Consider the following 12223-nt stretch of genomic DNA (forward strand, 5'->3'; position numbering starts at 1 on the left):
TGCAGGGATGCTACCTCGCGCCCGGCCCGGTAGCCTGGAGGAATAAACGGAGGGGACCGCGGAGCGGCAATTTTCCCGCCGGGAGCCGGGATTGTAAAGGGCGTGGCGGAGAACGCCCTTTACACGTTCACAGGAATCGGTGTTTCAGATAAACGATGCACATGAGGTGAACGGAACCCTTACCGTGAGATAGCATATTCATAACTTCTGCCAACACAGGTGATGCTTTCTGATACATAGGCGTTAACTGAACTGCATTAGCCTCAGGCGGCTTTTTTATGCGGATTTTAGGCGTAACCCACTAAAACTGATAATAAAAGCTATAATTAACGGATATCTGCTGCGGCGAAGGAAAGGAAAAAGATGCGTCGTGTAAAACTGCTTTGTTCACTCATTATGCTGCTCGTGAGTCAGAGCGCGCAGGCGGTGAGTTATCCGCTCCCGCCTGAAGGCAGTCGCCTGGTAGGGAGCCCTTTGACCATTACGGTACCTTCAGGAAACACTCAGCCGTTGGAAGCTTTTGCCGCGCAGTACGGACAGGGGTTGAGCAATATGCTGGAGGCCAATCCCGGCGTGGATGTTTTTCTGCCTAAGTCTGGCTCTACGCTGGTTGTGCCACAGCAACTGATATTACCGGATACTGTACGCGAGGGGATCGTAATCAACGTCGCAGAAATGCGCCTTTACTATTATCCCGCTGGCAGCAATACGGTTGAGGTTTTACCCATTGGCATTGGCCAGGCGGGCAGAGAAACGCCGCGTAACTGGGTCACGGCGGTAGAACGTAAGCAGGAAGCACCAAGCTGGACGCCTACGCCGAATACCCGGCGCGAATACGCAGCGCGTGGGGAAAGCCTGCCGGCGTTTGTTCCTGCCGGGCCAGATAACCCGATGGGACTGTATGCGATTTATATCGGCAGGCTTTATGCCATTCATGGCACAAATGCGAATTTCGGTATTGGTCTGCGGGTAAGTCAGGGGTGTATCCGTTTACGTAATGACGACATTAAATATCTGTTTGATACCGTACCGGTAGGGACGCGTGTGCAACTGATAGACCGACCGGTGAAATACAGCGTAGAGCCGGACGGTAGTCGCTGGGTGGAAGTGCATGAACCACTGTCACGAAACCGGTCGGAATACGAGTCTGACAGAAAAGTTCCCTTGCCAGTCACCCCCGCGCTGCGCACCTTCATCAGCGGGAATGACGTGGATATGAGTCGCGGAAATCAGGCACTGGAAAGACGCTCCGGCATGCCGGTGAATATCAGTCTGATTCAGACCCATTACTAATTTTCAAGGCGACCCTGTGACCTTTAGTCTGGGTGGGTCGCTTTTTTAATTTGATATTGTCCCATTTTTACCACGCCAATATGGTCTGCCATTAGCTGCGCCTCGTGTTCGCTGTGTGTAACCAGCAGTGCCGTTTGCCCGGCGGCACGCAAAATATCCCGCACCTCGTTGCCAAGACGCTCACGCGTGCGCTTATCAAGGCTGGAGAAAGGCTCATCGAGCAGCAGGATTTCCGGATGCGGCGCCAGCGCGCGCGCAAGAGCGATACGCTGCTGTTGACCGCCGGACAGTTCATGCGGATAACGGCTGGCATGACTGTGCAACTCCACCATTTTTAACAGTTCCGCCACCCGGAACTGCTGCTGCTCACGCGGCATACGTCGTAACCCAAAGGCCACGTTTTGTTGCGCGGTCAGGTGAGGGAATAACGCATATTCCTGAAAGACCATGCCGACATGCCGTTTTTCCGGCGGCAGATGAACACCGGAACCGGCAACGCGGCGCTGCGACACATAGATCTCTCCGCTTCGCAGCCGTTCAAATCCGGCAACTGCGCGTAACACTGTGGTTTTTCCGCAACCTGAAGCGCCCAGTAAACAAGCGATCTCTCCTTTACGTACCGACATTGAAAACCCGCTCAGCACCGATTGCTGGCTGTTGCCGTAGGCAACATGCACATCCTGGAGTCGTAATGCAATTTCTGACATTGTTACTCTCTTAACCACGGCGAGTCATCTGGTGACGCACCAACAAAATAACCGGTAGCGTGCCAGCTAAAACAATCATTAGCGCGGCGATAGCACCTTCTTCATAGGTTCCACGGGCGGCTTCTGCATACAGCAACGTTGCCAGCGTTTCGAAGTTTACCGGGCGCAACAGCAACGTTGTTGGCAGTTCTTTCATGGCATCGGCAAAAACCAGCAGGGCGCTACTCACTAACGCCGGGCGCAGCAATGGGAAATGAACCCGTGCAAATGTGCCCGCACCATTCTCACCCAACAGACGAGAAGCCTGCTCCAGCGAAGGCGGAATGCGGCCCAAGCCGGAATCCAGTGCGCCGATAGCAATCGCCTGGAAACGCATGGCACAACAAATTACCAGCAGGATCCCGGCGGACATCAGCGGCAGGCCGCGAACATCCAGTAAATCTGCCAGCCAGCGGTCGACTGCCATGGCGGGGGTTAAAAAACCAATTGCCAGAATTGTACCGGGAACCGCGTAGCCTAAAGAAGCCAGACGCATTACACCACGGCGAAATCCTGGCATCGCGTTGTCTGCGGCGCTATGCCGCGCGCTCCAGGCTACCAACATACTGACGCAAACCACCACCAACGTGGTTCCCGCGGCCAGTGATAACGTATTTTGTAATGCAGACAGTAACGAGGAGGATATAGGGCTCTCGTCACCTATACGTTTGGCGCTTTCCCAGATTAAAAACAGCACCGGGGCCAGAAAGCCCAGCACAACCGGCAGCGAAATAACGACACCGAGTAGCCAGCCACGCCAGCCTTGCACGCGGGTGGGTTGAATTTCCCGCAGGCTACGGCTGCTGAATCCCTGTTTTCTGCGGCCATAAAATTCCAGCGTCAGAATAAAGAATATAAACATCAGCATCATGCAGGCGATTTGCGCTGCGGCAGATAAATCAGAGCGAGAGATCCATGTGGTGTATACGGTAACGGTTAACGTTTGTACCCCGAGAAATTCCGACGCGCCAATATCGTTAAGCGTCTCCAGCAGCGCCAGACTGATCCCGACGGCCAGTGCCGGGCGAGCCATGGGGAGAGCAACACGAAAAAAAGTCCCGGTTGCGCTGCAACCCAGCGTACGTGCAGCTTCCAACAGATGGGCCGGCTGGCTGATAAACATGGCGCGGGTTGTCAGGTACACGTAAGGATAAAGTACTAATCCGAGCAAGATTATTGCGCCGGAAAGGGAACGTAAATCGGGCAGGCGGAACTGTCGCGGGCTGTCAAAGCCCAGTAAGAAACGGATAAAGGTTTGCAGGGGGCCAATCGGATGCAGCAGATCGAGCCATGCGAAGGCAACGATGTAGGTCGGCATTGCCAGCGGCAACAGCAGCGCCCAACTGAGAATTTTTCGCCCAGGGAAATCCCATGCCGTTACCGCCCATGCGCTGCCTACGCCAATGACGCCAACCATTATCGCGACACCCGCTAGCAACAGCACGGTGTTTTTTAGCGCTGAAGGCAGTACATATGTCATAAGATTATCCCAGTGGGATAAATCAGCCTGCGTGGCCTGCCAGATCAGTGCAACGATGGGGGTCAGGACGCCAAGCGCGACGCACAACGCGCCAAGATGCAACGGCGTTAATAATGACTGCGGCCCGGAAACCAGGCCGCGTAACGTCGGAAACTGCAGCGATTTATTGATCGAATCCAACTTTATCTACCAGCAGGCTAGCTTGTTTACGATACTTCACGATCTCTGTGAGCGGTGTTTTATCGACCTCGATTTCACCGATTGTGGCGCTAATGACCGGGTCAAGCGTTACGCCTTTCAGTACCGGATATTCGAAGTTCGCTTTCGCATACTGCTGCTGGGCAGGCGCGGAAACCAGATATTCCATCAGCTTAACGGCATCGGCTTTATTTGGCGCATAGCGGGCAACGGCAGCGCCGCTGATGTTGACGTGCGTACCGCCATTTTCAAAGGTTGGTTTAACGACTTTAATGGCATCGCCCCACTGACGAGCATCGCTGCCTTCTTTGGCGTTTTTCATATGGCCGACATAATAGGAGTTGGCCAGACCAATATCACAAATTCCACCGAGGATATCGCGGGCAACATCGCGATCGCCGCCGGTGGCTTTACGCGCCAGGTTAGCCTTGACACCGCGTAGCCATTCTTCGGTTTTAGCTTCACCATGATGGGCAATCATCGCGGCGATCAGCGCCGTGTTGTAGGGGTGCTGACCGGAACGAATACAAACTTTACCTTTGTATTCAGGACTGGCGAGCTGTTCGTAATGCCAGTTATCGATTGGCAGCGACTTCTCGGCATACAGTACGCGGGCGCGCATTGAAAGCGCAAACCACTGATTATCCGCACCGCGCAGATTCGCCGGAATGGCGGCTTTCAGCGCTTCTGACTCTACCGGCTGAGTGACGCCGGCTTCAACTAAATCGATGAGATTTCCGGCATCGACGGTCATCAGCAGGTCGGCAGGGGAGTTTTTGCCTTCCGCCTTAACACGCTCAAGCATACCGTCTTTGATATAGACCGTACTTACTTTGATACCGCTGGTTTTAGTCCAGCTATCAAGTAAAGGCTGGATCAGGCCCGGTTCACGGGTGGTGTAAAGCGTTAACGTTTCCTGAGCGAAAGCCGGCAGGCTGACAGAGAAGAGGAGGGCAGAGGCAAGCGTGATACGGCGCAATCCGGTGCGAGTCAGAGCATTCATCGTTTTTATCCCAGAGTAATTGGAACATACAGTGAACCGAGTCGGGGCTCGTTCTTTTGGCTCGCGTACAATAAATGATAATCACTAGCACTTACAATAATTGCAAAGTTTAAACGATTTACATTTACACAACTTTAATCAACGATGTGATGCGGCATGGAATGGGGAGTTATGGCAGACTGAGCGCTTATAGAGGCAGCTTTTACACAGACGTGAAAAGCAAATAGCCTGCTTAGTTTCCTAAGCAGGCTTCTTAAATTTGGCTCCTCTGACTGGACTCGAACCAGTGACATACGGATTAACAGTCCGCCGTTCTACCGACTGAACTACAGAGGAATCGTGTGAACGAGGCGCATATTACTGACCTCATCATGAGGTGTCAACAGTAAAATTAGCGCGTCATTTCAATTGGTTAATTAATCTTCAAATTCAGTGTTAATGCGTGTTTGGTGAGCGATAATCGTCGTCTCCCCGGGTATCACGTAACCGCTCCATGGGGTTCTGGCGATAAAACTGGATGAAACGCTGCCATAAGGCAGGAAAACGCGGAGCAAATAATTCAGGAGCACTGAAAAAATACTCGGATAGCACGGCAAAGCATTCAGCAGGATCGGTCGCTGCGTAGGCATCTATACTGCACGCAGTTTCACCAACCAGATCGATCTCATCCTGAATATTGTTCATTGCAGCATGCAGGTCGTGTTCCCAACCGGCGATTTCGCGCAGGGGAATCGCCGGAATACCGCTGGCACGATCGCCATTACGCATATCAAGCTTGTGCGCCACTTCATGGATGATCAGATTAAAGCCGGAGGCATCAAAGGAATCCTGAATATCAAGCCAGTTGAGGATTATCGGGCCTTGCTGCCAACTCTGCCCGGACTGTACCACGCGTTGATTATGCACCAGTCCAATATCGTCTTCCCATTCATCGTCTACGACAAATGGGGCAGGGTAGATGAGAACTTCATGAAACCCGTCGAGCCACTCAATCCCCATTTCCAGAACAGGTAAACAGAATAGCAGAGCAATGCGCGCACTTTTTAGCGGGTCCAGCTCAAACCCCTGAAGAGCGACTAATCTTTTTTGTTGTAAAAAGCGCTCGGCCAGGGCAATAAGTCTGGCTTGTTCTTGCTCGGTGAGATTCACCAAAAGGGGAATAGCCAGGGCGTCGTCCCACGGCCAATCGTCACTCCGGGTTGCTTCTTGTTCTTTCCAGGGCCACTTAATCATCGTTTTGCTCGCAAACTCGTCACTTGAACGAAATTGACGGAACTGGGTCTGTTAAAATGCCAAATTACCTGGCATCATGGCAACCGCCAAAACGGAGAGATGCCAGAGCGGCTGAATGGACCGGTCTCGAAAACCGGAGTAGGGGTAACTCTACCGGGGGTTCAAATCCCCCTCTCTCCGCCACTATTCAAACACTTAGCTCATTCCCTTTCAACGACTCATGTCACACTTGGTATAGTGTTGGTATATTCACTTGGTATAAAACTCGCCATCATCATCTTCTGATTTGCCCAAGACTGGAAGATCCAGTGTGGGAGAAATTTTCACTTTTCTGTCATAAACCACAACCTGGCTTTCAGTTTTGTGACCTGAGAATAGTTGCTTGTCCTTACTCGAGCCTTCGTAATCAGATATTCCCTTGGCTTTGAGATCATGAAAAGTACACGGCAGTTTTCTATCTGGTTTTTTTCCTGCTTACATCTGAACGTTTGTTTAAACAAATATTAATACCCCCTCTATGAGGAGGGGGAAACTATAATTCGTGATTTTTTTTCTGTGACGTAGGTGCAGTTAGATGGAATATTAGATTTAATAAATGACATTGCACCAATTTTGACATTGTCACCAATTTTGACAGAAAGCCCAATGATGCATGTATTTGCACCTATGTCAACATTATTACCGATTGTTAACCTTAAAGATTTGCAATCCTTGTCTATTTGTCCTATTACGCAGTTTTGTCTGATAATTAAATTATCCCCAATGTCAACAGAGCCGTGAATAACGATGCCTGAATGGTGCGGGATCAATAAGCCTTTGCCTATATTTGCACCCAATCCTATTTCACAGCCAAATCTCTCAATTATCTTGTTATTCAGCTTTATTGCTGCTCTTTTTTGGTATTTCCCACCATTTTTGTACATTTCATTGGCTAGGCGCCACCAAAAAAGGAAATTTCTGTGTCTTAATTTCTTCTCGCGTAGTAATCTTATGATTGAAAAATACGGTCTCCTTATAATCTCACTCTTCCAATAATAGAATAGTTCTTGTGAACGCCCGAATATTACGAATTTTAAGGCGATAATGTATTTAATCATAAATTTCCTTTAAGTAACGTTTTGTTTTGTTGAATTATTTTTGTAACTTTAACTTACGCTTAGCTACGATATTTTGATCTGTGTCTATGCCTTAATAAAGGAGTTTAGTTTTTCTTGTGGACCTTCTCTTTCATGACGAAATTCAGATTGTGTTATACCTACCACTTTGTTATGTTTGTTGTACTATTGTTGCAAATAATGTATTTGATAAGGGGAAGTTTTGCAACATGCCTGACAGTAAAAATACCGACAAGTCAAAGGCAGGCTTTTTCTTTCATGTCAAGGGGGAGCGAGAAGCTGATGGAGATTTTGGATCATATGAATGCAAAGGAAGTAAGGGGAGCGCTTTATTTCGCCGGTCAGGGTACCCAGCAACAGTGGGCAATTAAAAGAGAGATGCAGTCACCCCGATATACCACCCGCGATGAAGACCTGCTCCGGGTTAAGTAACAGGCTTAATTTAATCTGCTCCCTGATTTTTCACATTTCCGACGGCACGTGTTACGGCATGCCATATAAATTTATCAGCCGGCACGACACAGTCAGTTGCAATTTCAGCTGCTTCTTTCCCTCCAAGATCCTGCTTCATCCATTCGTGCGCGGCTTCCGGTAGCACTGGTAGCACTACCAACGGTTGTCTGTCGTAAATATCTACCAGTCCTTTGTCGGCCATTGTTTCAGACCGTGCGTTAATTAGCAGCGGTTTATCCCACCACCTCGGGCGTATCCCCAAAGTACAGGGTCAAGGTGCAGTTGTTCATCACGTTCACTCAGCAGCAGAACTTTGATGGCAGGTGCCACGTTGAAACGTCCGATGGGTCTGGATCGTATGGAATGTCGCGTTCAGCGTATTCAGAGAGCAGGGCGAGATAGTCTTCACGCGTCATTTCAAGCACTTGCACGCCTTGCTTTCAACGACAGTTCTCATGGATGTCTTTTTCTTTGAGTATCCTCACAAGTTTATCGTTGTAATGCCCGTGTGGTAAAAAATACGCTTCGTTGAACAAAAAAAAGCCCGCAGCGCGGGCTTTTGAGTTTGTGGAAATTAGAACTGGTACACAATACCCATGGCAAACTGATCGTCAATTGCGTTGCCAGTAATTGCGCCGTCTTCTTTATCCAGCAGGTTAAATTTATACGCTGTGTAGACGTTCATATTTTTATTGAAGTAGTACCAGGTGCCGAGCTCGACGTAATTCACGCGGTCAGCGTTAACACCGTCGTGTCCATTTCTGGCTCCCAGGTCTTTACCCTGCGAGTAAACGTAACCCAGGGATGGACGCAGACCAAAGTCGAACTGATATTGAACGACTGCTTCAACGTTTTGCGTTTTGTTTGCAAAACCGCGATCGGTTCCGGTTCGGGTCATATTACGCGTTTCGCCATACATCGCTGCCGCATAAACGCTGTTGGCGTCATATTTTGCTGCCAGAGACCAGACTTCAGCGTTGCTGCCATAGCCATCGATGGATTGTTTATCCGTACGGTCGGATTTACCATATACCGCGACGAAACCAAAGCCATCTACGTTGTAGTCCACCGACATGCTGTAGCCGTCGCCATTTGCTTTAGCGTAATCGTCATCGTGATTCTTGCCCTGGTACTGTAGCGCGAAATCAAGACCCTCAACCATGCCGAAGAAGTCTGTGTTGCGGTAGGTCGCCACGCCGTTGGTACGACCGGTCATGAAATTATCCGTCGCAGCCCATGAATCGCCACCCCATTCAACCAGCATATCGGTGTAGGCTGCCGCATCGTAGGCTACGCCATAGTTACGACCGTAATCAAATGAGCCGTAATCCGCATATTTCAGGCCCGCGAAGGCCAGACGGGTTTTTTGCTCCTGAACTCCTTCTGCATTGCTGGCGTCGAGGTTGTGTTCAAACTGACCAAAACCTGTCAACTCGTTGCTGATCTGGGTTTCACCTTTCACCCCAAAACGGGCGTAAGAGGTGTCAGCATTTTCACTGTTACTGCTATCCGTATTCGACCAGATGCGTTCGCCTACCATCTTGCCGTAAAAATCAATTTTATTGCCGTTCTTATTATAAATTTCAGCCGCATTTGCTGCGCTTGCAGCGAATAAGGCAGGGAGAAGCAGTGCCAGTACTTTTCTTTTCATTATGTATTCCCTTTATATAATAATTAAAATGAATATGTAGCGCTATCTGAAAGACTACATTTGAATACTATCTATGAAGTTCATTTAATTTTAAATATAACATGTAACAAATGTATTTAAGATATTTCAAAATATTTCATTGTTGCTTTTATATAATTAAAATTGCATGGCGTTTGAATTAATATTGTCCATATAAATGTATTTTTTATCATATAGTTATGATTTCTTTTATTCTATCTTGTTAAATGTATACTATTGATATTTGTTATTTATTTTGCATGCGGTATTATAATTGAACTGCTTGTTTTGAATAATGGATTTATATATCCGTGAGGATGATAATTATTAAGTGAATAATATGTATTGATGATAAAAAAGCGTCGACGGTAGTCTGACATGAGAATTGTTGCTAAGGTGGTTTTCTTTCTGCGAAGAGCGAGAGTATGGAACTACAGTACTGGCAGTCGAAATTTGAAGCCTGGTTACGTGACAATCATTCCGGGCACGACGCTGCCCATGACATCTTTCATTTTCGTCGCGTCTGGATGACGTCACAAAAGTTGAGCATGGATGTGACCGTAGACTGGCTGGTGGTGCTGACGGCGTGCTACTTCCACGATCTCGTCAGTTTGTCGAAGAATCATCCCGATCGTCATCGTTCGTCGGTACTGGCAGCCCAGGAAACGCGTCGCGTTTTGAAGCGTGATTTCCCTGATTTCCCACAACAACGATTACCTGCCGTGTGCCATGCTATTGAGGCGCACAGTTTCAGCGCCAAAATCGTACCAGAAACCCTTGAAGCCAAAATCGTGCAGGATGCTGACCGGCTTGAGGCGTTGGGCGCAATTGGTTTAGCACGGGTATTTGCCGTGTCCGGCGCGTTAGGCGTGGCGCTGTTTGATGCGGAAGATCCGTTTGCCCGACAGCGTAACCTTGATGATAAACAGTACGCACTCGATCACTTCCAGACCAAATTGTTGACGCTGCCGATGACGATGCAAACTGAACACGGTCGGCATTTGGCGCAACATAATGCTGACTTCTTACTGACGTACATGGCGAAGCTGAGTGCGGAGTTAAAAGGAGAATATGAAATGCTGGATCTTGACGCGATTCAACCCTTTAAGCTGCGTTAGTCGCCAGTACAGCCGCAACGTCAACCGCGCTAAATTATGTTAACCTGTCAGCTATCCATTTCGGCCGGTTAAATGTATGCAGGATAATTTTTCAGTAGCAGGTTCCATGAACCCGATGACAGATGATAACGAGGCCGCCGCACAGGTGATTTTGGCTAAGTTGCTTGAAATATATGACGTGAAAACGCTGGTTGCTCATCTGAATGGTGTTGGCGAGAACCGCTGGAGTCCGGCCATCTTCAAGCGAGTGGTTGCCAATGAAACGTGGCATCGCCTCAGCGACGGTGAGTTGGCTCATCTGAACGACTTGCTGCCGAGGCCGCCTGCGCATCATCCACATTATGCTTTTCGCTTTATCGATCTTTTTGCCGGTATTGGCGGCATTCGTCGCGGCTTTGAGGCGATTGGCGGGCAGTGCGTGTTTACCAGTGAGTGGAACAAGCATGCGGTGCGCACCTACAAAGCGAATCACTACTGCGATCCTCACCAGCACCATTTTAATGAAGATATTCGCGATATCACCCTCAGTCATCATGATGGGGTGAGCGACCTGCAGGCGGCGGAACATATCCGCCAGCATGTTCCGCAGCATGACGTGCTGCTGGCGGGATTTCCTTGTCAGCCATTCTCTCTGGCCGGTGTATCAAAGAAAAACGCGTTAGGGCGGGCTCATGGCTTCGCCTGCGATACGCAAGGCACACTTTTTTTTGACGTGGTGCGCATCATCGATGCGCGTCGGCCGGCAATATTTGTGCTCGAAAACGTCAAAAACCTGAAGAGTCACGATCAGGGGAAAACGTTCCGCATCATTATGCAAACGCTGGATGAGCTGGGTTATGACGTGGCTGATGCACACGATAACGGGCCGGACGATCCGAAAATTATCGATGGTCAACATTTTTTGCCCCAGCATCGCGAACGTATTGTGCTCGTCGGCTTTCGCCGCGATCTGAATCTGAAATCAGACTTCACGTTGCGCGATATTGTCTCCCGCTATCCTCAGCGGCGTACGACGCTGGCGGAGCTACTTGAGCCGACCGTCGATGCAAAATATGTGCTCACGCCGGTGCTGTGGAAATATCTGTATCGTTATGCGAAAAAGCATCAGGCGCGGGGCAATGGATTTGGCTATGGCATTGTGTATCCGGGCAATCCCGATTGCGTAACGCGCACATTATCGGCGCGTTACTATAAAGATGGGGCGGAGATCTTGATCGACCGCGGTTGGGATATGGCGCTGGGTGAAAAGGATTTTGATGATCCGCACAATCAGCGATACCGTCCGCGCAGGCTGACGCCCAGAGAGTGCGCGCGCCTGATGGGATTTGAATCACCTCAGGGCTATCAGTTCAGGATCCCGGTGTCAGACACACAGGCTTATCGTCAGTTTGGTAATTCGGTGGTCGTCCCGGCATTTGCGGCGGTAGCCAGACTGCTGGAGCCAAAAATCAAACAGGCGGTTGCTATTCGCGAGAAAGAGAAACTGCATGGCAGACGTTCACGATAAAGCGACGCGCAGTAAAAATATGCGGGCGATAGCAACCCGCGATACCGCAATTGAAAAACGCCTTGCCAGCGTACTGACAGAGCAGGGGGTAACGTTTCGCGTGCAGGATGCGACGTTACCCGGTCGTCCCGATTTCGTGGTGGATGATTATCGTTGTGTGATTTTTACCCACGGCTGTTTCTGGCATCATCACAACTGCTATCTATTCAAAGTCCCCGCCACACGAACAGCGTTCTGGCTGGAAAAAATAGGCAAAAATGTCCAGCGTGACGCGCGGGATTGTGAAAAATTGCAGGCTTTGGGCTGGCGCGTACTGATTGTCTGGGAGTGCGCCCTGCGTGGGCGCGAAAAGCTGGGGGATGACGCGTTGTCCGAACGCGTCATCGAGTGGATCTGCGGCGGTGTCGC

10 protein-coding genes, 2 tRNA genes and 3 pseudogenes are annotated in these 12223 nt (G+C 49.6%); 6 read left to right on the forward strand and 9 right to left on the reverse strand.

The genetic code is table 11. The features are described from left to right. Positions 1-363 precede the first annotated feature (363 nt). Positions 364-1293 (forward strand): L,D-transpeptidase, encoded by a 930-nt coding sequence (ldtA, locus tag FDW87_RS17400; protein WP_016153509.1) that lies wholly within the window; start codon positions 364-366, stop codon positions 1291-1293. Positions 1294-1316: 23 nt separating this feature from the next. On the opposite strand, the gene FDW87_RS17405 is transcribed toward ldtA, so the two are convergent. The 5 genes from FDW87_RS17405 to mtfA form a co-directional block, all read right to left on the reverse strand. Beyond that, complete coding sequence (locus FDW87_RS17405; protein ID WP_047416052.1) at positions 1317-2000, reverse strand: ABC transporter ATP-binding protein; 684 nt, start codon at positions 1998-2000, stop codon at positions 1317-1319. A gap of 10 nt (positions 2001-2010) precedes the next feature. Continuing rightward, positions 2011-3699, reverse strand: a complete 1689-nt coding sequence (locus FDW87_RS17410) for an iron ABC transporter permease (protein WP_080858866.1) — start codon at positions 3697-3699, stop codon at positions 2011-2013. Further along, positions 3683-4720: an extracellular solute-binding protein gene (locus FDW87_RS17415; RefSeq protein ID WP_016156854.1), complete on the reverse strand. Its 1038-nt coding sequence runs from the start codon at positions 4718-4720 to the stop codon at positions 3683-3685. The genes FDW87_RS17410 and FDW87_RS17415 overlap by 17 nt, the downstream gene beginning before the upstream one ends. Before the next feature lie 260 nt (positions 4721-4980). Beyond that, positions 4981-5056 (reverse strand) — tRNA-Asn (locus FDW87_RS17420). A 99-nt stretch (positions 5057-5155) separates the two neighbouring features. Next, positions 5156-5953 carry a DgsA anti-repressor MtfA gene (gene mtfA / locus FDW87_RS17425; RefSeq protein ID WP_137380019.1) on the reverse strand — a complete coding sequence of 266 codons (798 nt, stop codon included), beginning with the start codon at positions 5951-5953 and terminating at the stop codon, positions 5156-5158. 93 nt (positions 5954-6046) lie between these two features. On the opposite strand from mtfA, the gene FDW87_RS17430 reads away from it, so the two are divergent. Next, a tRNA-Ser gene (locus FDW87_RS17430) sits at positions 6047-6136 on the forward strand. 66 nt (positions 6137-6202) lie between these two features. On the opposite strand, the pseudogene FDW87_RS22925 reads toward FDW87_RS17430, so the two are convergent. Together FDW87_RS22925 and FDW87_RS17440 are read right to left on the reverse strand one after the other, a co-directional pair. Further along, positions 6203-6397 (reverse strand): annotated as a pseudogene (locus tag FDW87_RS22925) (hypothetical protein); the annotation flags it as partial. A gap of 71 nt (positions 6398-6468) precedes the next feature. Continuing rightward, positions 6469-7050: a serine acetyltransferase gene (locus FDW87_RS17440; protein WP_075848409.1), complete on the reverse strand. Its 582-nt coding sequence runs from the start codon at positions 7048-7050 to the stop codon at positions 6469-6471. 285 nt (positions 7051-7335) lie between these two features. Here FDW87_RS17440 and FDW87_RS17445 point away from each other — a divergent pair. Further along, positions 7336-7500, forward strand: a pseudogene (locus FDW87_RS17445) (DUF4113 domain-containing protein); the annotation flags it as partial. Between the two features lie 10 nt (positions 7501-7510). Here FDW87_RS17445 and FDW87_RS17450 read toward each other — a convergent pair. Together FDW87_RS17450 and FDW87_RS17455 are read right to left on the reverse strand one after the other, a co-directional pair. Then, positions 7511-7937, reverse strand: a pseudogene (locus FDW87_RS17450) (SOS response-associated peptidase family protein). A gap of 158 nt (positions 7938-8095) precedes the next feature. Beyond that, a complete protein-coding gene (locus FDW87_RS17455; RefSeq protein WP_075848411.1) occupies positions 8096-9172 on the reverse strand; it encodes a porin in 1077 nt (358 codons plus the stop codon). A gap of 443 nt (positions 9173-9615) precedes the next feature. Between FDW87_RS17455 and FDW87_RS17460 the strand changes: the two genes are divergently transcribed. From FDW87_RS17460 to FDW87_RS17470, 3 genes are all read left to right on the forward strand, one after another. After that, on the forward strand, positions 9616-10308 hold the full coding sequence (locus tag FDW87_RS17460; protein WP_137380020.1) for a phosphohydrolase: 693 nt from the start codon (positions 9616-9618) through the stop codon (positions 10306-10308). A 76-nt stretch (positions 10309-10384) separates the two neighbouring features. After that, complete coding sequence (locus tag FDW87_RS17465; RefSeq protein WP_137380021.1) at positions 10385-11815, forward strand: DNA cytosine methyltransferase; 1431 nt, start codon at positions 10385-10387, stop codon at positions 11813-11815. After that, positions 11796-12223, forward strand: a 428-nt coding sequence (locus tag FDW87_RS17470; protein ID WP_137380044.1) for a very short patch repair endonuclease, incomplete at its 3' end; no start/stop codon positions are given. The genes FDW87_RS17465 and FDW87_RS17470, both read left to right, overlap by 20 nt.

Source organism: Citrobacter sp. wls826, assembly GCF_005281245.1.
In the GTDB taxonomy this organism is placed as follows: Bacteria; Pseudomonadota; Gammaproteobacteria; order Enterobacterales; family Enterobacteriaceae; genus Citrobacter; species Citrobacter braakii.

What these genes read in the sequence shown, in the direction of transcription:
- ldtA (WP_016153509.1), top strand. Translation starts at nt 364, where the DNA reads ATGCGTCGTGTAAAACTGCTTTGTTCACTCATTATGCTGCTCGTGAGT.
- FDW87_RS17405 (WP_047416052.1), bottom strand. Translation starts at nt 2,000, where the DNA reads ATGTCAGAAATTGCATTACGACTCCAGGATGTGCATGTTGCCTACGGC.
- FDW87_RS17415 (WP_016156854.1), bottom strand. Translation starts at nt 4,720, where the DNA reads ATGAATGCTCTGACTCGCACCGGATTGCGCCGTATCACGCTTGCCTCT.
- mtfA (WP_137380019.1), bottom strand. Translation starts at nt 5,953, where the DNA reads ATGATTAAGTGGCCCTGGAAAGAACAAGAAGCAACCCGGAGTGACGAT.
- FDW87_RS17440 (WP_075848409.1), bottom strand. Translation starts at nt 7,050, where the DNA reads ATGATTAAATACATTATCGCCTTAAAATTCGTAATATTCGGGCGTTCA.
- FDW87_RS17455 (WP_075848411.1), bottom strand. Translation starts at nt 9,172, where the DNA reads ATGAAAAGAAAAGTACTGGCACTGCTTCTCCCTGCCTTATTCGCTGCA.
- FDW87_RS17460 (WP_137380020.1), top strand. Translation starts at nt 9,616, where the DNA reads ATGGAACTACAGTACTGGCAGTCGAAATTTGAAGCCTGGTTACGTGAC.
- FDW87_RS17465 (WP_137380021.1), top strand. Translation starts at nt 10,385, where the DNA reads ATGCAGGATAATTTTTCAGTAGCAGGTTCCATGAACCCGATGACAGAT.